The following is a 19,812-nucleotide window of genomic DNA, read 5'->3' on the forward strand; positions in this document are numbered from 1 at the left end:
GTCCGGCCGACCGCCGCCACTGCCGTACCGTTGTGCGGTGACCGAAACCGCAGCTGCCCTCGTCGACCGACTGACCGCGATCGTGCCGGACTTCCCGAAGCCGGGGATCCTGTTCCGCGACGTCACGCCCGTGTTCTCGGACCCGGTGGCGTTCGGCCGGGTCTGCGAGGCCCTCGCGGCACCGTTCGCCGTGGGGGAGGGCTTCCAGGCCGTCGCCGGCATCGAGGCCCGCGGGTTCGCGCTGGCCGGGGGCATCGCCGCACAGCACCAGGTCGGGGTCCTCACCGTCCGCAAGGCCGGCAAGCTCCCGGGCAAGGTGCTCAGCGAGCAGTACGCCCTCGAGTACGGCGAGGCCGAGCTCGAACTGCGCCCGGGACAGCTGCCCGCCGGCACCCGCGTGCTCGTCGTCGACGACGTCCTCGCGACCGGCGGCACCGCGGCCGCGACGATCACGCTCCTCGAGCGCGCGGGCTACGAGGCCATCGGCTTCGCCGCCCTGCTCGAGCTCGACGGCCTCGCCGGCCGCGAGCGCGTGGAGGCCCGTGTCCCGGTGACCACCCTCGGCACCGTCCCGGCCTGACGGGACCGCACCCCGCCTCCAGGCCGTTCCTGCACACCGCCTCCGCCAACGGGAGCGCCCCACAGGCGGGCCGCACGGCGGTCGCGGCGCACTAGTCTTGACGCACCCCTGAAACAACCGAGGAGCACCACGATCGTGACCGAGTCAGTCGCAGCGCCCGCCGACGGCGCCGAGCCCGCAGACCTTCCCCAGGCGCCCGAGCCCCGCACCGCGACGACGACCACGACCGGCACCGAGCTCTTCGACGGGGTCCGCGGCGTCGTCGCGATCCGTGTCGCCGGCGTGCTCAAGGACCTCGACGCCGAGGTGCACGAGGGCGACCTCGTCGAGCCCGTCACCCTCGACGAGCAGGACGGCCTCGACATCCTCCGCCACTCGGCAGCGCACGTGCTCGCGCAGGCCGTGCAGCAGATCAACCCCGACGCCAAGCTCGGCATCGGCCCGCCCGTAACCGACGGCTACTACTACGACTTCGACGTCGCCGAGCCGTTCACCCCGGACGACCTCAAGGCGATCGAGAAGGGCATGGACCGCATCGTCCGTCAGGCCCAGCGCTTCCGACGCGTCGTCGTCACCGACGAGGAAGCCCGCGAGCGCATGGCGGGGGAGCCCTACAAGCAGGAGCTCATCGGGCTGAAGGGTGCGGCGGAGTCCGGCGACTCTGGCGAGAGCGTCGAGGTCGGTGCCGGCGAGCTCACGGTGTACGAGAACGTCGACCCGAAGACCGGCGAGGTCGTCTGGCAGGACCTCTGCCGTGGTCCGCACGTCCCGCACACCCGGTGGATCGGCAACGCGTCGAAGCTCATGCGCGTCGCGGCGGCGTACTGGCGCGGTTCGGAGAAGAACCCGCAGCTGCAGCGCGTCTACGGCACCGCGTGGCCCGACAAGGACCAGCTCAAGGCGTACCTCGTCCGCCTCGAGGAAGCCGCCAAGCGCGACCATCGCAAGCTCGGCGCCGAGCTCGACCTCTTCTCGTTCCCGGACGAGATCGGCTCCGGCCTCGCGATCTTCCACCCGAAGGGCGGCATCATCCGCCGCGAGATGGAGGACTACTCGCGCCGTCGGCACGAGCAAGAGGGCTACTCGTTCGTCTACACGCCGCACATCACCAAGGGCGACCTCTTCGAGCAGTCCGGGCACCTCGGCTGGTACAAGGACGGCATGTTCCCGGCCATGCACATGGACGAGGCACGCGACGAGGACGGCAACGTCACCCGGCAGGGTGCGGACTACTACCTGAAGCCGATGAACTGCCCGATGCACATCCTCGCCTACCGCTCGCAGGCCCGGTCCTACCGCGACCTGCCGCTGCGGATGTTCGAGTTCGGCACGGTCTACCGCAACGAGAAGTCCGGTGTGATCCACGGTCTGACGCGCGTCCGGGGCATGACCCAGGACGACGCCCACATCTTCACCACGCAGGAGAAGATGAAGGAGGAGCTCACCACGACGCTCGAGTTCGTGCTGTCGCTCCTGCGCGACTACGGCCTCGACGACTTCTACCTCGAGCTCTCCACGAAGGACCCGGAGAAGTACGTCGGTGACGACGAGGTCTGGGAGATCGCGACGAACACCCTGCGCGAGGTCGCCGAGGAGTCCGGGCTCGAGCTCGTGCCCGACCCCGCCGGCGCGGCGTTCTACGGCCCGAAGATCTCGGTGCAGGCCCGCGACGCCATCGGCCGCACGTGGCAGATGTCGACCGTGCAGCTCGACTTCAACCTGCCGGAGCGCTTCGAGCTCGAGTACACGGCGTCCGACGGCTCGCGGCAGCGCCCGGTCATGATCCACCGCGCCCTGTTCGGTTCGATCGAGCGCTTCTTCGGCGTCCTCACGGAGCACTACGCGGGTGCGTTCCCGGCATGGCTGTCGCCGGTGCAGGTCGTCGGCATCCCGGTCGCTGCCGAGTACGGCGACTACCTCGACGAGGTCGTCGCGAAGCTCCGGTCGCACGGTGTGCGCGCCGAGGTCGACCACTCGGACGACCGCATGCAGAAGAAGATCCGCACACACACCAAGGCGAAGGTGCCGTTCCAGCTCATCGCCGGCGGCGACGACCGCGACGCCGGTGCCGTGTCGTTCCGCTTCCGCGACGGTCGGCAGGACAACGCCGTGCCGGTCGACGAGGCGGTGGAGCGCATCCTCACCGCGATCCGCGACCGCGCGCAGGTCTGATGGTCACCGACCAGCCGGGAAGCCCGTCCGACGTCCCCGGGACCGGTCACGTCACCGACGTGGTCGGCTCCCGGGCCGCGGGTGCGTCCGCTGCGTCGGCTGCGAACGACGCAGTGGGTCCGGACGGCGCGGTGGGCGCTGGCGCCGCTCCGGCCCCCGGCGGGGCCGACGACCCGCTGGTGATCCGGGACGCCGCGACCGGTGCCGCGGTGCCGGACGCCTTCCAGCGACTCTGGAACCCGCACCGCATGGCGTACATCGACGCCGGGCGTGAAGGACGGGGTCGCGGGCACGAGGACGACTGCCCGTTCTGCGAGGCGCCGCACAAGTCCGACGAGGACGCCCTCATCGTCGCTCGTGGAGCGCACGCCTACGTCCTGCTCAACCTGTTCCCGTACAACAACGGGCACCTCCTCGTGTGTCCCTACCGGCACGTCCCGCTGTACGACGAAGCCACACCGGACGAACTGCGCGAGATGGGCGAGCTCACGCAGACGGCCATGCGCGTGTTGCGGGCGGTCTCGCACTGCGACGGCTTCAACATCGGCATGAACCAGGGCGAGGTCGCAGGGGCCGGCGTTGCCGGGCACCTGCACCAGCACATCGTCCCGCGCTGGCAGTCCGACTCCAACTTCTTCCCGATCATCGCCCGCACGAAGTCGATGTCCCAGCTGCTCGGCGAGACCCGTCGACTCGTCGCGGAAGGCTGGCCGGGGGACCACTAGACTGTCGTCATCATGAGCGACAGCAGCAGCACCCCGAGCACCCCCGGCACCTCGATCACCGGCTCCGACCGCGTCAAGCGCGGCCTCGCGGAGATGCTCAAGGGCGGCGTGATCATGGACGTCGTCGACGCCGAGCAGGCCCGCATCGCGGAAGAAGCCGGCGCCACGGCCGTCATGGCCCTCGAGCGCGTCCCCGCCGACATCCGTGCACAGGGCGGCGTCGCCCGCATGTCCGACCCGTCCATGATCGAGGAGATCATCGCCGCGGTGTCGATCCCGGTCATGGCGAAGGCCCGCATCGGCCACTTCGTCGAGGCGCAGGTGCTGCAGGAGCTCGGTGTCGACTACATCGACGAGTCCGAGGTGCTCTCGCCCGCCGACTACGTCAACCACATCGACAAGTGGAACTTCACCACCCCCTTCGTCTGCGGTGCGACCAACCTCGGCGAGGCCCTCCGTCGCATCACCGAGGGTGCGGCCATGATCCGCTCAAAGGGGGAGGCCGGCACGGGCGACGTGTCCGAGGCCACCAAGCACATCCGCACGATCAACAAGGAGATCGCTGCCCTCCGCCACCTCAAGGAGGACGAGCTCTACGTCGCCGCGAAGGAGCTCCAGGCGCCGTTCGACGTCGTGAAGGAGGTCGCGCAGACCGGCAAGCTCCCCGTCGTGCTCTTCACCGCCGGTGGCGTGGCCACCCCGGCCGACGCCGCGATGATGATGCAGCTCGGCGCCGACGGTGTCTTCGTGGGCTCCGGCATCTTCAAGTCGGGCGACCCGGCCAAGCGTGCCGCGGCGATCGTCAAGGCGACGACCTTCCACGACGACCCGAAGGTCATCGCCGAGGTGTCCCGCGGGCTCGGCGAGGCCATGGTCGGCATCAACGTCGCCGACGTCCCCGCGCCGCACCGCCTGGCCGAGCGTGGCTGGTAGTCCGGCCGCGCACCCGCGCATCGGCGTCCTCGCCCTCCAGGGCGACTTCCGGGAGCACATCGCGTCGCTGACCGAACTCGGCGCCGACGTCGTGCCGCTCCGCCGCCCGGAGGAGATCGCGTCGCTCGACGGCGTGGTCGTCCCCGGTGGCGAGTCGAGCGTGATGGACAAGCTGTCCCGGGCGTTCGGCGTCGCGGAGCCCCTCGCCGACGCCATCCGCGGCGGACTCCCCACGTACGGCACCTGCGCCGGGATGATCATGCTCTCCTCGCGGATCGCCGCGGGCATCCCGGGCCAGCAGACACTCGGCGTGCTCGACACGACGGTCCGACGGAACGCCTTCGGGAGCCAGAACGACTCCTTCGAGATCGACATCCCGATGCCCGAGCTCGGTGACGCCCCGGTGCACGCTGTCTTCATCCGCGCACCGGTGGTCGAGGAGCACGGCCCGGGGGTCGAAGTGCTCGGGGCGCTCCCGGACGGCCAGGTCGTCGCCGTGCAGCAGGCGAACGTCATCGCCAGCGCGTTCCACCCCGAGGTCGCGGGGGAGGACCGGTTCCACCGGCGCTTCCTCGACCTCGTCCGCAGCGCCTGACCCGAACGGCGCCCGACCCGACGGGCGACCGACCCGACCGGCGACCGACCCGACCGGCGACCGACCCGACCGGCGGGACCAGGTTCCGGACAATGAACCGTGCTCGTTCGCGGTGCCGTGTCCGGAACCTGGTCCCGCGAGTCGGCCGCGCGCTCTCCACAGGACCAGCGCGCCGGACCGACACCGTGCCTCCCGGCTCGGTAGACTGACCAGGATCTTCCGCAAGACGCAAGGAGCACCGTGTCCGGGCATTCCAAGTGGGCAACGACCAAGCACAAGAAGGCGGTCATCGACCAGCGCCGTGCGAAGTCGTTCGCCAAGCTCATCAAGAACATCGAGGTCGCCGCGAAGATGGGCGGCGCCGACCTGTCGGGGAACCCGACCCTGGTCGACGCCGTGCAGAAGGCGAAGAAGACCTCGGTGCCGAACGACAACATCGACCGCGCCATCAAGCGCGGTGCCGGGCTGACCGGTGAGTCGATCGAGTACACGACGATCATGTACGAGGGCTACGGCCCGAACGGCGTCGCGATGCTCATCGAGTGTCTGACGGACAACAAGAACCGCGCTGCGGCCGAGGTCCGGACCGCGATGTCGCGCAACGGCGGCACCATGGCCGACCCGGGCAGCGTCGCCTACAACTTCTCCCGCAAGGGCGTCATCTCGGTCACGAAGACCGACGGCCTCGACGAGGACACCGTCATGGGTGCCGTGCTGGACGCCGGTGTCGAGGACGTCATCGACCAGGGCGGCGGCTTCGAGGTCATCACCGAGGCATCCGACCTCGTCGCGGCCCGAACCGCACTGCAGGACGCCGGCATCGACTACGACTCGGCCGACGCCGAGTTCGTCCCCGGGCTCAAGGTCCCGGTCGACGCCGACACCGCCCGCAAGGTGTTCAAGCTGATCGACGCGCTCGAGGACTCGGACGACGTGCAGAACGTCTACGCGAACTTCGACATCCCCGCGGACGTCCAGGCCGAACTCGACGAGGACGAAGGCGAGTAGCGATGCTCCGGGTGCTCGGGGTCGACCCCGGGCTCACCCGGTGCGGCGTCGGCGTGGTCGAGGTCGCACCGAACCGTCGCGCTCGGCTCGTGCACGTGACCGTCGTCCGGACACCGGCGGACATGGCACTCGAACAGCGGTTGCTGCGGATCGCGGACGGCATCGCCGCGGAGATCGACGAGCACCGACCGCAGGCCGTCGCGGTCGAGCGGGTGTTCGCGCAGGCGAACGTCCGCACGGTGATGGGCACCGCACAGGCTGCGGGCCTCGCCCTGCACGCCGCGGCAGCGCGCGGCCTGCCGGTCGGGCTGCACACCCCGTCCGAGGTCAAGGCGGCGATCACCGGGTACGGCAACGCCGACAAGCGTCAGGTGCAGACGATGGTCGCAGCGGTGCTCGGCCTGGCCGAGGCACCGCGGCCCGCCGACGCCGCGGACGCGCTCGCCCTCGCGGTGTGCCACGCCTGGAGGCTCGGATCACCCGACCAGATCGGGTCCGGTCCGTCGTCGCTCACCCCGGCGCAGCGGGCCTGGCGCGACGCGCAGCAGGGCTCGGGCGCCGACTCGCCCCTGGCACGAGCCGCAGCCGCGGCGGCTCGCGGCGGGTCACGCGGCGTCGCGCGTGGTGCGGGGGCAACGTCGGTGGGCGGCCCTAGGCTCGGAGCATGATCGCGAGTCTCCGGGGCACCTGCATCGACGTCGCCGGGTCGAGCGTGGTGATCGAGGTCGGGGGAGTCGGGTACGCCGTCACCGTCACGCCCGCGCACGCCCTGACCATGCGACACGGGGCCGAGGTGTTCGTCCGCACCGCGATGATCGTGCGTGAGGACGAGCACCTCCTGTTCGGCTTCGAGACCACCGATGCCCTCCGGGTGTTCGACCTCCTCCGCAGCGTCTCCGGCGTGGGGCCGAAGTCCGCCCTCGGGGTGCTCGCCCACATGGACCCGGGCCAGATCGCCACCGCCGTCGCCGACGAGGACGACGCCGCCTTCCGCAAGGTGTCCGGCATCGGCCCGAAGACCGCGAAGCTCATCACCGTCGCGCTCGCGGGCAAGCTCGCCGCGTTCGAGCAGCCGGCACTGGCCGTCTCCTCGACGGGCGTCCCTGCCCACCCCGCGTCGGAGGACGTCGTCACGGCGCTCACCGGCCTCGGTTGGCGTGAAGACGCCGCTCGGTCCGCCGTCGACGCCGTCGTCGCCGGGGACCCCGCTGCCGCCACCTTCGGCACCCAGGCGTTGTTGCGCGCCGCGCTCGGGGCACTCCGGCCCGCCGGTGCCGGTCGGTGAGCGGCATCACCGCGGCGGGCGCGGAATCGCAGGAGGAACTCGCCTTCGAGGGAGCACTCCGTCCCCGTTCGCTCGACGAGTTCGTCGGGCAGCGCAAGGTCCGCGGCCAGCTCGACCTGCTGCTCAAGGCCGCGGCCATGCAGGAGCGCACGCCCGACCACATCCTGATGGCGGGTCCTCCCGGACTCGGCAAGACGACGCTCGCGATGATCGTCGCCCACGAGTCCGGCCGGCCCCTGCGCATGTCGAGCGGTCCGGCGATCCAGCACGCCGGTGACCTCGCGGCCGTGCTGTCCTCACTGGTCCCGGGCGAGGTCCTGTTCATCGACGAGATCCACCGGATGGCTCGGTCCGCGGAAGAGATGCTCTACCTCGCGATGGAGGACTTCCGGATCGACGTGATGGTCGGCAAGGGTGCCGGCGCGACGAGCATCCCGCTCGACCTCGCACCGTTCACGCTCGTGGGCGCGACGACCCGGGCCGGCCTGCTCCCGAACCCGTTGCGCGACCGGTTCGGGTTCACCGCCCACCTCGAGTTCTACGAGAAGGACGAGCTCGAGCAGGTCCTCATCCGTGCCGCGCACCTCCTCGAGCTCGACATCGACCGGTCCGCCCTGCGCGAGATCGCCGGGCGTTCCCGCGGCACCCCCCGCATCGCCAACCGGTTGCTCCGGCGCGTCCGTGACTTCACCCTGGTGCACCGGCCCCGCGACGGCATGGCCGCGGTGCAGGGCGCACTCGAGCTCTACGACGTCGACGAACTCGGCCTCGACCGGCTCGACCGAGCCGTCGTCGAGACGATGCTGACGCGGTTCGACGGCGGTCCCGTGGGGTTGAACACCCTCGCGGTCGCCGTCGGCGAGGAGTCCGAGACCATCGAGTCCGTCGTGGAGCCGTTCCTCGTCCGTGTCGGGCTCGTCACCCGGACCCCTCGCGGGCGGATCGCCACACCACAGGCCTGGCGGCACTTCGGGCTGACGCCCGGTCAGGCTGCAGCGCAACCGGGTCTCTTCGACGACGAAGACTGATCGTCGGGCGGCGCAGTCCCCGGCCGCACACGTTCCCGCTGGACGAGTGCCCTAGACTGCTACGGCCCGAAACCGAGCAACCAGAGAAGGCATCGCATCATGGGTCAAGAAGTCATCCTCATCGTCATCGTCGTGGCGTTCGCGGCCTTCATGTTCTACAACAGCCGGAAGCGCAAGAAGCAGCAGGCGGAGCTCGCCACGAAGATGGTCCCGGGCGCACAGGTCATGCTGTCCTTCGGTCTCTACGGCAAGCTCCTCTCGGTCGACGACGAGAAGGTCACCGCCGAGGTCGAGATCGCCCCCGGTACGGTCGTCACCGTGCACCGCCAGACGCTCTCGCGGGTCGTGGACGACACCGCGAACGACGTCGACACCACCGTCACGCCGGAGGACGAGCCGAAGCGCGTCACGGAACTGAACGGTCAGCCGGTCGTCGACGATCAGGCCCCGGCCTACGGTGAGCGCACCGACGAGCCGAACCGCAAGAACGACAACTGACATCCTGGGCTGTCGGGCCGTCAGGCCCGGCAGCACCACCCCCGCCGTCGGCTCGCGTCGTCGGTCCTGACAGAAAGACGAGACGACTGGTGGCACGATCGACACCCGTCAAGAAGGCGCTCCGCTCGCTCACCTGGCTGGTGATCCTGATGGCGGTCCTCGCAGGACTCAACACCGCCGCCTCGATCCTCGCGAGCACGACGAAGGACGACTCCGGCAAGTGGTTCGCGGGCGCCAGCTGGGTCCCGGAGCTCGCGCTCGACCTGCAGGGTGGCACGCAGCTCACCCTCGCGGCGCAGAACACCCAGGGTGACTCGGTCACGAGCCAGCAGCTCAACCAGGCCGTCAACATCATCCGGCAGCGCATCAACGCGACGGGCGTGTCCGAGTCGCAGATCAACACGCAGGGGACGAACAACATCGTCGTGTCGATCCCCGGCAAGCCGGACCAGGCGACGATCGACCGGATCGAGGCAGCGGCGAAGCTGACCTTCCGCCCGGTGCTCTACACCGAGGCCGCGACGAACACGTCGGTGGGCGGCAGCGACGGGGCGTCAGCCTCGCCGACGCCGTACACGCCGCCGGCGTCGCTGCAGGCCACGCCGAGCACGAAGCCGACGAACGGGAGCGACCTCTCCCAGGTCACGCCCGCGCTGCAGGCCCTGTACGACAACTACAACTGCAAGGCGCCGGACGACGTCACGACGGCGCCCGACGACAAGCCCCTCGTCACGTGCGACCAGGACGGTGCGGCCAAGTACATCCTCGGCCCGGTCGAGGTGTCCGGCTCCGGCATCAGCAACGCGACCTCAGGCCTCGCGACCGACTCCCAGGGCGCGTCGACCGGTCAGTGGGCCGTCAACCTGACCTTCTCCGGCAAGAGCTCGGACGACTTCCGCGACGTCACGAGCCGACTCGTGAAGCTGCAGCCCCCGCAGAACCAGTTCGCGATCGTCCTCGACGGCACCGTCATCACCGCCCCGGCGTCGAACGCAGCGATCACCAACGGCAGGGCGCAGATCACCGGCAACTTCACGGCAGACTCCGCCAAGACCCTCGCGGACCAGCTCAAGTACGGTGCGCTGCCGATCAACTTCCAGGTCCAGTCGAACGAGAACATCTCGGCGACCCTCGGGACCGCGCAGCTCGTCGGCGGTCTCATCGCGGGCCTGATCGGCCTCATCCTGGTGATCATCTACTCGGTCATCCAGTACCGGGCGCTCGCGTTCGTGACGGTGCTGTCCCTCGCCGTGGCGGCCGCACTCACCTACCTCGTCATCGCGATCATGTCGTGGCGCGTCGACTACCGCCTCTCGTTGGCCGGCGTCGCGGGTCTGATCGTCGCGATCGGCATCACCGCGGACTCGTTCATCGTCTACTTCGAACGCATCCGCGACGAGCTCCGCGACGGACGCGGGCTCGAGGGCGCGGTCGAGTCCGGGTGGCGTCGAGCCCTGCGGACGATCCTCGCGTCCGACTCGATCAACTTCCTCGCCGCGGTCGTGCTCTACATCCTCGCGGTGAGCGACGTGAAGGGCTTCGCGTTCACCCTGCTGCTCACGACCCTGATCGACGTCGTCGTGGTGGTGCTGTTCACCCACCCGATGATGCAGCTCATCGCGCGCAGCCGGTTCTTCGGCGAGGGGCACACGTTCAGCGGGCTCGACCCGAGCGCGCTCGGCGCCGTCTACCGGGGGCGCGCGCAGTTCCGCGCTCCGGTCGTGGACGGCAAGCGTCAGCGGCGCAGTGCCGGTGAGGCGCAGCGTCGGCAGACGATCGCCGAGCGGAAGGCCCGCGAAGCCGCGGGCGACAACGGCACGACGCCGGACGGGAAGGACGACTGATGGCCAGCTTCAGCCAGTTCGGCAGCGACCTCTACACGGGCAAGCGCTCCTACGACATCGTCGGGCGCCGTCGCACGTGGTACCTCATCGCGATCGTCATGATCGTGCTCTCCCTCGGCATCCCGTGGCTCCGCGGCGGGTACCAGCTCGGGATCGAGTTCACGGGCGGCTCGGAGTTCACGATCTCCGACGTCACGACCACGAACCAGCAGATCGCGACGAACACGGTCGAGTCGATCGTGCCCGAGGGCATCCCGCGCGTCTCGCAGCTCGGCCAGCACGGCATCCGTGTGCAGACCGGCCAGCTGACCGACCGGCAGACCACCGAGGTGCAGGACGCCCTCGCGAAGGCGTACGACGTCCCCGACAGCCAGGTCGCGTCGACGTTCATCGGCGCGACGTGGGGCGCGGACGTCCTCGCGCAGGCCATCCGCGGCCTCATCATCTTCCTCGCGCTGGCCGCCGTGGTCATGGCGCTGTACTTCCGGACGTGGAAGATGTCGCTGGCTGCCATGACGGCGCTGCTGCACGACCTGCTGATCACCGCAGGCGTCTACGGCATCGTCGGGCTCGAGGTGACGCCGGCCGCGGTCATCGGCTTCCTGACGATCCTCGGCTACTCGCTGTACGACACCGTCGTCGTGTTCGACAAGGTCCGTGAGAACACGAGCCAGGAGAGCGTGCGGACGTTCAAGCAGTCCGTGAACCTCGCGGTGAACCAGACCCTCGTGCGGTCGATCAACACCTCGGTGGTCGCACTGCTGCCGGTCGCGGCGATCCTCTTCATCGGGTCGTACGTCCTCGGGGCGGGCACGCTCCGGGACATCTCGCTCGCGCTGTTCATCGGCATCATCGTGGGCACCTACTCGACGATCTTCATCGCGTCGCCGATGTACGCCCACCTCCGGGAGAACGAGCCGAAGATCAAGCAGGCCGACGCGAAGAAGGAACAGGCCGCGGCGAAGCGCCAGCAGCAGGTCGACGCGGCGGCGAACGCCTGATGGGCGTCGAGATCACCGACATCGACGTGGCGGAGGCCCGTCGCCGTCTCGCCGCGGGCGCGAAGCTGTTCGACGTCCGCGAGCAGGGGGAGTGGGACGAGGTCCACGCTCCCGAGGCCACGCTGGTCCCGATGTCCGAGCTGGTGTCGCGGTGGCAGGAGATCGACGGCGGTGACAGCCCCGCGATGGTGATCTGCCACTCCGGTGGTCGCTCGGCCCGCGTGGTCGCCGCGCTCGAGCAGTCCGGAGTGTCCGCCGTGAACGTGCTCGGTGGCATGACCGCGTGGGAGCAGTCTGGCGCCGAGGTCGTGCGGAGCGCCCAGAGCGAACCACGTCACGAGCACTGACCGGACGCGCGTAGTCTTGTCGGATCGACCGCGGAGAGTCTCCGCACCGGACGAGGTCTCGGGAGGCGCATCATGACCGACACGCGCGAATCAACGCCGTCGGACGCCGCGAGCCGCCCGGCCTCGCCTGCTCGACCGACGAGTCCGGTCGGGCCGAACACCACGGGCAACCTGGGCTCGCTCCGGTCCCTGCTCCCGCGGTTGTTCTCCCGCGCGCAGCCGGCCGGCGCGGTCGACACGCTCATCCGGACGGTCCGGTCGCACCACCCGAAGGCCGACGTCACGCTGATCGAGCGGGCGTACTCGGTCGCGGAACAGGCGCACGACGGGCAGAAGCGCAAGTCCGGCGAGCCCTACATCACCCACCCCGTCGCGGTCGCGCAGATCCTCGCCGACCTCGGCATCGGCACCATCACGATCGCCGCGGCGCTCCTGCACGACACCGTCGAGGACACCGACTACCAGCTCGACCAGCTCCGCGCTGACTTCGGCGACGAGATCGCGATGCTCGTGGACGGCGTCACGAAGCTCGACAAGGTCAAGTACGGCGACAGCGCGCAGGCGGAGACCGTCCGCAAGATGGTGATCGCGATGTCGAAGGACATCCGGGTGCTCGTCATCAAGCTCGCGGACCGCCTGCACAACGCTCGGACCTGGGGCTTCGTCGAGTCCGCCTCGGCCACGCGCAAGGCCAAGGAGACGCTCGAGATCTACGCGCCGCTCGCGCACCGGCTCGGCATCCAGATGATCAAGCTGGAGCTCGAAGACCTGTCCTTCGCGGTGCTGCACCCGAAGCTCTACGTCGAGATCGACAGCCTCGTGAAGGAGCGGCAGCCGAAGCGCGAGCAGTTCGTGCAGAACGTCATCGGCACGCTGAAGAAGGACCTCAAGGCCGCGAAGATCCGTGGCGACGTGATGGGGCGTCCGAAGCAGTACTACTCGATCTACCAGAAGATGATCGTGCGGGGGCGCGAGTTCGACGAGATCTACGACCTCGTCGGCATCCGTGTGCTCGTCCCGACCGTGCGGGACTGCTACGCGATGCTCGGTTCCGTGCACGCCCGGTGGACGCCGCTGCCCGGACGGTTCAAGGACTACATCGCGACGCCGAAGTTCAACCTGTACCAGTCGCTGCACACCACGGTCCTCGGACCCCAGGGCCGTCCGGTCGAGATCCAGATCCGCACCCACGAGATGCACCAGCGGGCCGAGTTCGGTGTCGCGGCGCACTGGAAGTACAAGCAGCGCGTCGCCGGTCGTGACGTCGACTCGTCGAGCCAGAACGACCAGGACATGGCGTGGCTCGCCCACATCACCGACTGGCAGGCAGAGACGAGCGACCCCGGTGAGTTCCTCGACTCGCTGCGCTACGAGATCGGCGCCAAGGAGACCTACGTCTTCACACCGCAGGGCAAGGTCATCGGGCTGCCGTCGGGCGCGACCCCGGTGGACTTCGCGTACGCGGTGCACACCGAGATCGGGCACCGCACCATGGGGGCGAAGGTCAACGGCCGCCTCGTGCCCCTGGAGAGCACCCTCTCGAGCGGCGACGTCGTCGAGATCTTCACGTCGAAGAACCCCGACTCCGGCCCGAGCCAGGACTGGCTGACCTTCGTCCGGAGCCCGCGCGCGCGGAACAAGATCAAGCAGTGGTTCACGAAGGAACGTCGCGAAGAGGCGATCGAGCAGGGCCGTGACGCGATCGCCCGCGCGATGCGGAAGCAGAACCTGCCGCTGCAGCGCATCCTCAGTCAGGACACCATCGCCGAGGTCGCGTCGTCGATGCGCTACGAGGACGTCTCCGCCCTCTACGCCGCCATCGGTGAGGGCCACGTCTCGACGCAGTCCGTCATCGAGAAGGTGCTGGGCAGCGTCCAGACCGAGACGGAGACCGACGAGCCGGAGCTCGCCTTCCCGCGGCAGATCACGAGTCGCCAGCTCCGCAACAGCGACTCCGGCGTGTTGGTCCGCGGCGCGCCGGACATCCTGGTGAAGCTCGCGAAGTGCTGCACCCCGGTGCCCGGCGACCAGATCGTCGGCTTCATCACCCGCGGCCAGGGCGTCTCCGTGCACCAGGCGTCGTGCTCGAACGTGAAGTCGCTCATGAACGAGCCGGACCGCATGATCGAGGTCGAGTGGGCTCCGTCCTCGAAGTCGGTGTTCCTCGTACAGATCCAGATCGAGGCGCTCGATCGCTCGGGGCTCCTGAGCGACGTGACGCGCGTCCTGACCGACCACCACGTGAACATCCTCTCGGCGACCGTCTCGACCTCGTCGGACCGCCTGGCGCTCAGCAGGTTCGTGTTCGAGATGGGTGACACCACCCACCTCGACCGGGTGCTCAACGCGGTACGGCGCATCGACGCCGTCTACGACGTGTACCGGGTCAGCGCCGGCTGACGCCGTCACGCCGCAGCAGCGCCGTCAGCCCGGGTCCGTTCCGAACAGCGCGGTGACACGACGCTCGGCCTGCCGGGCCATCGGCACGACACCGAGCGAACGGAGTGCTCGCCGCAGGTCGTCCGTCTCGACCGCGCCGGACACGACGAGACCCCGGACAGCCTCCGCGTCCGCTGCGTGCATGACGCCCGGGGCCGGCCCGGGAGCCCGGAGCAGGTCGATCCCGGTCCGGAGCGGCGTGGTCACCCGCAGTGCTGCGAGGACCACGACGTCGTCTGGTGGCAGAGCCACCTCGCGCACCCGGACCGTTGCGGGGTCGACACGGAGCCGGACGTGCGCGGGGACGACGCACTCGTGGGGGAGCGGCGGACGCGAGATCGCACCCCACACCCAGGCCGCGGTGCCGTGGGCGGCGACGAGCCGGACGTCCGGCAGCGCCCACGCGGCCGCTGCCGCACGCAACGCGGGATCCTGAGGCTCGGCTGCAGACGCCCAACACGGTCCGACCGGCACGAGTTCGCCGGCGAGCACCGCGGCCCGGAGTTCGACCTCCGGCCAGTCGTCGGTCGTCAGCAGGCGCGAGCGGGGCACCCCGACATCCTGCCGGACCGCCCGGCCTCGTCGGGCGGGGCTGTGGACAGGGTCCCTGCGCGACCGGAGGCAGGACGACGGGGACGGCCCGTGCCTCCCGGCCGGCCGACGCCTGTCGAGTGACCGCCGCGGCAGACGCCGCAGCCGACGGCAGCGGCTCCAGCCGCGCCGCACGCCAGCGGCACAGGCCGCGTACGACACGGTGCCGACGGACGCGCCGCACCACGGTGCGGACGGACGCGACACCGCGCGGCGCCGCAAGACGCCGCACCGCGCGCCGAACTGCAGCTCAACGCCGCGTGGCCGCGTCAGCGCCGGTCGCTCAGCGCAGCACGTCGGCTCGGTGGACGAGCGCAGCAGCGCCGATGAGCGGCCCGTCCTGCGACAGCCCGGTGGGGACGATCCGTACCTTCGTCACGAACGGGAACTCGACGCGCTCCGCGACGGCCTGCCGGGCGAACTCGAAGAGGTCCGGTGTGACGTGCGAGAAGCCGCCGCCGATCGCGACGACCTCGAGGTCCACCAGGCTCGTCGCCGCGGCGATCGCCTGACCGAGCGCGCGTCCGCTGCGCCGCACCGCGGCGACGGCGACCTCGTCGCCAGCGGCGTACGCGGCGGCGAGTTCCTCGCCGGTCGTGCCGGCGAAGCCCTGGCGCCGTGCCCAGGCGACGGTCTTCGGACCGGACGCGACGGCCTCGAGGCAGCCGGTGCCACCGCACGCGCACGGGTCGTCGAACCCGCCGCACTCGACGTGGCCGATGTGGCCCGCGTTGCCGGTCGGACCGCTGACCGTGCGCCCGTGCAGGATGAGGCCACCGCCGACCCCGGTGGAGACGATCATGCCCATCACGTGGTCGGATCCCTGCGCGGCTCCGACCCAGTGCTCGGCGAGGGTGATCGCGAGACCGTCCATGCGGAGCGTCACCGGGACACCGTCCGGCACGTGCTGCGCGACCCGCTCACGCAGCGGGTAGCCGCGCCAGACCGGCATGTTCAGCGGGGAGACGAGTCCGTTCACCTCGTCGACGGGCCCGGCCGAACCGATGCCGACGCCGACGAGGACCGCGTCCGCAGGAAGGGTCGCGAGCGTGGCGGTGACGACCTCGTCGACCGCGGCCTGCAACTCGTCCGAGGTCCGCCCCGGGCCGGTCGGGCTGCGGTGTCTGGTCGCCGGCAGGACGACGCCCTGGTCGGTGACCAGGGCCGCCTCGACCTTGGTGCCGCCGAGGTCCACGGCGAGGGCGAGGGACTGGCCCACGGGGTTGGTCGGTGTGGTGCTGTCGGTCATGATCGCTCCGGTGCGACGGCCTGGAGGCTCGGTGCACGTCCGGCACGCACGCTGGCGTCCGGCAGGTGCTCGGCCCCGGCGAGGGGTGGGGTCAGTAGGACGAGGTGTCGTCGCCGAGCGACGACGCGGCTCCGGTCTCGGTGCGGTGCGCGAGCTCGTCGAGGATGCGCGCCGAGGCGCTCGTGCCGATGCGGTCCGCGCCCGCGTCGACCATCTCGATCAGGGTGTCGAGGCCGCGGACGCCGCCGGAGGCCTTCACGCCGGTGCCCGCGCCGACGGTCTCGCGCATGAGACGGATGTGCGCGGCCGTCGCGCCGCCGCCGGCGAAGCCGGTCGAGGTCTTCACGAAGGCGGCGCCCGCGCGCTGTGCGGCGCGCGAGGCTGCGACGATCTCGTCCTCGGTGAGGAACGCGGTCTCGAGGATGACCTTCACGACGGTGCTCCCCGCCGCGTCGACGACGGCACGGACGTCCTGCTCCACGCGCTCCCAGTCGCCGGACTTCGCGGCACCGATGTTCTGCACCATGTCGAGCTCGAAGGCACCGTCGGCCAGGGCCTGCAGCGACTCGGCGACCTTCGCGGCGGTCGAGGTGGTGCCGTGCGGGAAGCCGATCACGGTACCGACGCCGACCCCGGTGCCGGTCAGGCGCTCGACGGCGTGCGCGACGTCGCTCGGTCGGACGCACACGCTGAACACGCGGTACGCCGCGGCCTCGTCGAGCTGCGCGTCGACGTCCGCCCGGGTGAGCTCGGGCTTCAGGATCGCGTGGTCGATGAGGGCCCGGACCGCGTCCGCGTTGAGGTGGCCGGTGGTGGGGATGGCTGCGTTGTCCACCCGGCAAGCCTACCCGGAGGCGACGCGCGTACCGTGCCCAGCATGCACGTCCTCGTCACCGGCGCCACCGGGTACATCGGCGGTCGTCTCGTCCCCAGACTCCTCGAAGCCGGTCACACGGTGCGGGTCTTCGTGCGGACGCCCCGGAAGCTGCAGGACGTCCCCTGGCACGACGACGTGGAGATCGCGGAGGGCGACCTGATGGACGCCCGCGCCGTCCGGTCCGCCGTCGAGGGGATCGACGCGGTCTACTACCTCGCGCACGCGATGGGTGCCGACGGCGACTTCGAGCGAGCCGAGACCCAGGCAGCCGGGACGATGGGGCACGAGGCCCGCGTCGCCGGGGTGCGTCGGTTCGTGTACCTCGGCGGACTGCACCCGGACGGCGAGCTGTCGAAGCACCTGCGGAGCCGCAAGGAGGTCGGCGACGTCCTGCTCCGCTCCGGCGTGCCGACGATCGCGTACCAGGCGGGCGTGGTGATCGGCTCCGGGAGCACCTCGTTCGAGATGATCCGGCACGTGACCGACGTCCTGCCGTGGATGCCCGCGCCGAAGTGGGTCCGAAACCACATCCAGCCCATCGCCATCCGCGACGTGCTCTACTACCTGGTCAAGGCGCTCGAGATCCCCGCTGACGTCAATCGCACGTTCGACATCGGTGGCCCCGACGTCCTCCGCTACGGCCAGATGCTCAACGGCTACGCGGTCGAGGCGAAGCTGCCGCAGCGTGGCATCGCCTCGTTGCCGGTGCTCACGCCGGGGCTCGCCGCGCACTGGTTCAACATCGTCACGCCCATCCCACGCAAGCTCGCCCGGCCGATCATCGAGTCACTCCAGTTCGAGTGCGTCCAACGCGAGCACGACATCGACCAGTACGTCCCGCACCCGGACGGCGGGCTGACGCCGTACCGCCGCGCCGTCCGGCTCGCCCTGACCCGCATGCGCACGGGCGAGGTCGAGACGAGCTGGCGGAACGCGACCCTGGCCGCCACCCCGGCCGACCCGCTCCCGAGCGACCCCGACTGGGCCGGCCACACCGTGTACGTGGACGACCGCAAGCGACACACCGACGCGTCCGCGGCCGACGTCTGGCGGGTCGTCGAGTCGATCGGCGGGGAGAACGGCTGGTACTCGTTCCCGCTCGCCTGGGTCGCGCGGGGGTGGATGGACAAGATCGCCGGCGGCGTCGGGCTGAGCCGTGGTCGCCGGGACCCACAGCGTCTGGAGCAGGGCGACGCGCTCGACTGGTGGCGTGTGGAACGACTGGACCGCGGGCACTACCTGCGGCTCCGGGCGGAGTTCAAGTCGCCCGGCCGGGCATGGCTCGAGATGACCGTGACGCCCTCACCGACGGGCGGCAGCGACTACCACCAGCGTGCGATCTACTTCCCGCAGGGGCTCTCCGGGCGCCTGTACTGGTACTCGATCCTGCCGTTCCACGGGGTGATCTTCCCCGGCATGGTGGAGCGGATCACGGCCGCGGCCGAGCGGGAGTCGCACAACACCGACTCGACCTCGCGCAACCGGACCCACCAGAATGGGAGCGCTGACACGTCGCACGAGGAGGCAGCATGACCGAGGACCGACCCACCATCCTGTTCCTGGGGGACAGCATCACCGAGGCCGGTGACTGGCAGGACCGGCTCCCGTCGGAGCGGACGCTGAACCTCGGCGTCGGCGGCGACACCACCGACGGGGTGCTCGCCCGGTTGGACGCCGTCGTCGCCGCAGAGCCCGAGGTCATCGTGCTGCTCATCGGCACCAACGACTTCGGCAACCACCGCGCGAGCGTCGAGCACGTGGTCCGGAACGTCGAGACGATCCTGGTCACCCTGCGTCGCGAGCTGCCCGGCGTCCGGCTGCTCCTCGTCTCGGTGCTGCCGCGCCAGGCCGAGTACCGCGCGAAGATCGAGGAGGCGAACCGACACCTCCGCCAGTTCGTCGCCACCTGCCACGCGCAGTACCTCGACGCCTGGCCCGCCCTCGCCGACGGCGACCACCTCGCCGACCGCTTCACCGACGACGGCCTGCACCTCAACGACGAGGGATACCGGGCGTACCTCGACGAGCTCGAGCCCGCACTCGAGCGCGTCCGGGACCTCCCGCCGATGTCGCGTCCGTTCCGGGCGATCGACCTCGACGGCGCGTCCGCCTGATGGCACCGAGGAAGGGACGGCCCGCGATCGGGTCGTCCCAGCAGGGCGTGCCCGCGGCACCGCGGTCGCGTCCGGCACAGCGGCCCGCCGGTGGTGGACGGGAACTGCCGCCGTACACCCGCCCGGCACTCGCGCCGTCGCTGCTCGCCGCCGTCGTCCTGCTCGCCTGCGTCGCGATCATCGACGCCTCGGCGTTCGTCTTCGCCCGGTGGGGCGTCACCGTCCTCGCCCTCATCATCCTCGTGTTCGCCGTCCGTGGGCGCACCTGGTGGGCGGCAGCCCTCATGGCCGCGGTGGCGGTCTGCTGGAACCCGCTGGTCGTCGTGCCGATCCCCGGACAGGTCTGGGCCGCCCTGCAGATCGTCGCCGCGGCGCTCTTCGTCGTCGTCGGGCTGGCCGTGAAGGTGCCGCGCGAGGCGGACGCGACCAGCCGCTGAGCAGGCGACCCCGCGCACCCCGAGCGCGGCGGGGCGGGCGTGCGCCGAGCCTCCGTGCCGGTCCCGACGACAGCGGGTCCCGGCGCCAG

General features: G+C 70.6%; 20 protein-coding genes. 17 read left to right on the plus strand and 3 right to left on the minus strand.

The features are described 5' to 3' along the window. The first annotated feature begins 37 nt into the window (after positions 1-37). From ABC270_RS10575 to ABC270_RS10640, 14 genes are all read left to right on the plus strand, one after another. Positions 38-580: an adenine phosphoribosyltransferase gene (locus ABC270_RS10575; protein WP_412880758.1), complete on the plus strand. Its 543-nt coding sequence runs from the start codon at positions 38-40 to the stop codon at positions 578-580. A gap of 135 nt (positions 581-715) precedes the next feature. After that, entirely contained in the window at positions 716-2,752 is a 2,037-nt protein-coding gene (thrS, locus tag ABC270_RS10580) for a threonine--tRNA ligase (protein ID WP_412880759.1), read from the plus strand. A gap of 131 nt (positions 2,753-2,883) precedes the next feature. Then, on the plus strand, positions 2,884-3,477 hold the full coding sequence (locus tag ABC270_RS10585) for an HIT family protein (RefSeq protein ID WP_412882071.1): 594 nt from the start codon (positions 2,884-2,886) through the stop codon (positions 3,475-3,477). Between the two features lie 12 nt (positions 3,478-3,489). After that, the gene (pdxS, locus tag ABC270_RS10590) at positions 3,490-4,410 is read left to right on the plus strand and encodes a pyridoxal 5'-phosphate synthase lyase subunit PdxS (protein WP_175350594.1); all 921 of its coding nucleotides are present in this window, start codon (positions 3,490-3,492) and stop codon (positions 4,408-4,410) included. Then, positions 4,400-5,005: a pyridoxal 5'-phosphate synthase glutaminase subunit PdxT gene (gene pdxT, locus ABC270_RS10595; protein ID WP_412880760.1), complete on the plus strand. Its 606-nt coding sequence runs from the start codon at positions 4,400-4,402 to the stop codon at positions 5,003-5,005. Before pdxS ends, pdxT begins: the two co-directional genes overlap by 11 nt. A 240-nt stretch (positions 5,006-5,245) precedes the next feature. Next, the gene (locus ABC270_RS10600; RefSeq protein ID WP_412880761.1) at positions 5,246-6,013 is read left to right on the plus strand and encodes a YebC/PmpR family DNA-binding transcriptional regulator; all 768 of its coding nucleotides are present in this window, start codon (positions 5,246-5,248) and stop codon (positions 6,011-6,013) included. Between the two features lie 2 nt (positions 6,014-6,015). Continuing rightward, positions 6,016-6,681 (plus strand): crossover junction endodeoxyribonuclease RuvC, encoded by a 666-nt coding sequence (ruvC, locus tag ABC270_RS10605; RefSeq protein WP_412880762.1) that lies wholly within the window; start codon positions 6,016-6,018, stop codon positions 6,679-6,681. Beyond that, on the plus strand, positions 6,678-7,298 hold the full coding sequence (gene ruvA, locus ABC270_RS10610; RefSeq protein WP_412880763.1) for a Holliday junction branch migration protein RuvA: 621 nt from the start codon (positions 6,678-6,680) through the stop codon (positions 7,296-7,298). Before ruvC ends, ruvA begins: the two co-directional genes overlap by 4 nt. Next, entirely contained in the window at positions 7,295-8,326 is a 1,032-nt protein-coding gene (ruvB, locus tag ABC270_RS10615) for a Holliday junction branch migration DNA helicase RuvB (protein ID WP_412880764.1), read from the plus strand. Before ruvA ends, ruvB begins: the two co-directional genes overlap by 4 nt. A gap of 99 nt (positions 8,327-8,425) precedes the next feature. Next, entirely contained in the window at positions 8,426-8,824 is a 399-nt protein-coding gene (locus ABC270_RS10620) for a preprotein translocase subunit YajC (RefSeq protein ID WP_412880765.1), read from the plus strand. An 89-nt stretch (positions 8,825-8,913) separates the two neighbouring features. Next, positions 8,914-10,668 carry a protein translocase subunit SecD gene (secD, locus tag ABC270_RS10625; protein WP_412880766.1) on the plus strand — a complete coding sequence of 585 codons (1,755 nt, stop codon included), beginning with the start codon at positions 8,914-8,916 and terminating at the stop codon, positions 10,666-10,668. Next, positions 10,668-11,669: a protein translocase subunit SecF gene (gene secF, locus ABC270_RS10630; RefSeq protein WP_412880767.1), complete on the plus strand. Its 1,002-nt coding sequence runs from the start codon at positions 10,668-10,670 to the stop codon at positions 11,667-11,669. Before secD ends, secF begins: the two co-directional genes overlap by 1 nt. Then, positions 11,669-12,016: a rhodanese-like domain-containing protein gene (locus ABC270_RS10635; RefSeq protein WP_412880768.1), complete on the plus strand. Its 348-nt coding sequence runs from the start codon at positions 11,669-11,671 to the stop codon at positions 12,014-12,016. Before secF ends, ABC270_RS10635 begins: the two co-directional genes overlap by 1 nt. A 72-nt stretch (positions 12,017-12,088) precedes the next feature. After that, positions 12,089-14,416, plus strand: a complete 2,328-nt coding sequence (locus tag ABC270_RS10640; RefSeq protein WP_412880769.1) for a RelA/SpoT family protein — start codon at positions 12,089-12,091, stop codon at positions 14,414-14,416. Between the two features lie 24 nt (positions 14,417-14,440). On the opposite strand, the gene ABC270_RS10645 is transcribed toward ABC270_RS10640, so the two are convergent. The 3 genes from ABC270_RS10645 to deoC all read right to left on the minus strand — a co-directional run bounded on the left by ABC270_RS10645 (position 14,441) and on the right by deoC (position 17,130). Next, positions 14,441-15,007: a type IV toxin-antitoxin system AbiEi family antitoxin gene (locus ABC270_RS10645; protein WP_412880770.1), complete on the minus strand. Its 567-nt coding sequence runs from the start codon at positions 15,005-15,007 to the stop codon at positions 14,441-14,443. Between the two features lie 322 nt (positions 15,008-15,329). Then, positions 15,330-16,295 (minus strand): ROK family protein, encoded by a 966-nt coding sequence (locus tag ABC270_RS10650; RefSeq protein ID WP_412880771.1) that lies wholly within the window; start codon positions 16,293-16,295, stop codon positions 15,330-15,332. Positions 16,296-16,386: 91 nt separating this feature from the next. Further along, entirely contained in the window at positions 16,387-17,130 is a 744-nt protein-coding gene (gene deoC, locus ABC270_RS10655) for a deoxyribose-phosphate aldolase (RefSeq protein WP_412880772.1), read from the minus strand. A gap of 42 nt (positions 17,131-17,172) precedes the next feature. Here deoC and ABC270_RS10660 point away from each other — a divergent pair, with 42 nt between their 5' ends. From ABC270_RS10660 to ABC270_RS10670, 3 genes are read left to right on the plus strand one after another with little or no spacing between them, the layout of a single operon-like run. Then, the gene (locus ABC270_RS10660; protein WP_412880773.1) at positions 17,173-18,705 is read left to right on the plus strand and encodes an SDR family oxidoreductase; all 1,533 of its coding nucleotides are present in this window, start codon (positions 17,173-17,175) and stop codon (positions 18,703-18,705) included. Beyond that, the gene (locus ABC270_RS10665) at positions 18,702-19,286 is read left to right on the plus strand and encodes a GDSL-type esterase/lipase family protein (RefSeq protein WP_412880774.1); all 585 of its coding nucleotides are present in this window, start codon (positions 18,702-18,704) and stop codon (positions 19,284-19,286) included. The genes ABC270_RS10660 and ABC270_RS10665 overlap by 4 nt, the downstream gene beginning before the upstream one ends. Next, the gene (locus ABC270_RS10670; RefSeq protein WP_412880775.1) at positions 19,286-19,723 is read left to right on the plus strand and encodes a DUF6804 family protein; all 438 of its coding nucleotides are present in this window, start codon (positions 19,286-19,288) and stop codon (positions 19,721-19,723) included. Before ABC270_RS10665 ends, ABC270_RS10670 begins: the two co-directional genes overlap by 1 nt. Positions 19,724-19,812 lie beyond the last annotated feature (89 nt).

The organism is Curtobacterium phoenicis (assembly GCF_047238015.1).
Lineage (GTDB): Bacteria > Actinomycetota > Actinomycetes > Actinomycetales > Microbacteriaceae > Curtobacterium.

Bases quoted from the DNA above. Each gene is read 5' to 3' on its own strand.
- ABC270_RS10665 (WP_412880774.1), top strand. From the start codon at position 18,702: ATGACCGAGGACCGACCCACCATCCTGTTCCTGGGGGACAGCATCACC.
- ruvA (WP_412880763.1), top strand. From the start codon at position 6,678: ATGATCGCGAGTCTCCGGGGCACCTGCATCGACGTCGCCGGGTCGAGC.
- ABC270_RS10650 (WP_412880771.1), bottom strand. From the start codon at position 16,295: ATGACCGACAGCACCACACCGACCAACCCCGTGGGCCAGTCCCTCGCC.
- ABC270_RS10635 (WP_412880768.1), top strand. From the start codon at position 11,669: ATGGGCGTCGAGATCACCGACATCGACGTGGCGGAGGCCCGTCGCCGT.
- ABC270_RS10660 (WP_412880773.1), top strand. From the start codon at position 17,173: ATGCACGTCCTCGTCACCGGCGCCACCGGGTACATCGGCGGTCGTCTC.
- pdxS (WP_175350594.1), top strand. From the start codon at position 3,490: ATGAGCGACAGCAGCAGCACCCCGAGCACCCCCGGCACCTCGATCACC.
- ABC270_RS10620 (WP_412880765.1), top strand. From the start codon at position 8,426: ATGGGTCAAGAAGTCATCCTCATCGTCATCGTCGTGGCGTTCGCGGCC.
- ruvC (WP_412880762.1), top strand. From the start codon at position 6,016: ATGCTCCGGGTGCTCGGGGTCGACCCCGGGCTCACCCGGTGCGGCGTC.
- ABC270_RS10640 (WP_412880769.1), top strand. From the start codon at position 12,089: ATGACCGACACGCGCGAATCAACGCCGTCGGACGCCGCGAGCCGCCCG.
- ABC270_RS10670 (WP_412880775.1), top strand. From the start codon at position 19,286: ATGGCACCGAGGAAGGGACGGCCCGCGATCGGGTCGTCCCAGCAGGGC.
- secF (WP_412880767.1), top strand. From the start codon at position 10,668: ATGGCCAGCTTCAGCCAGTTCGGCAGCGACCTCTACACGGGCAAGCGC.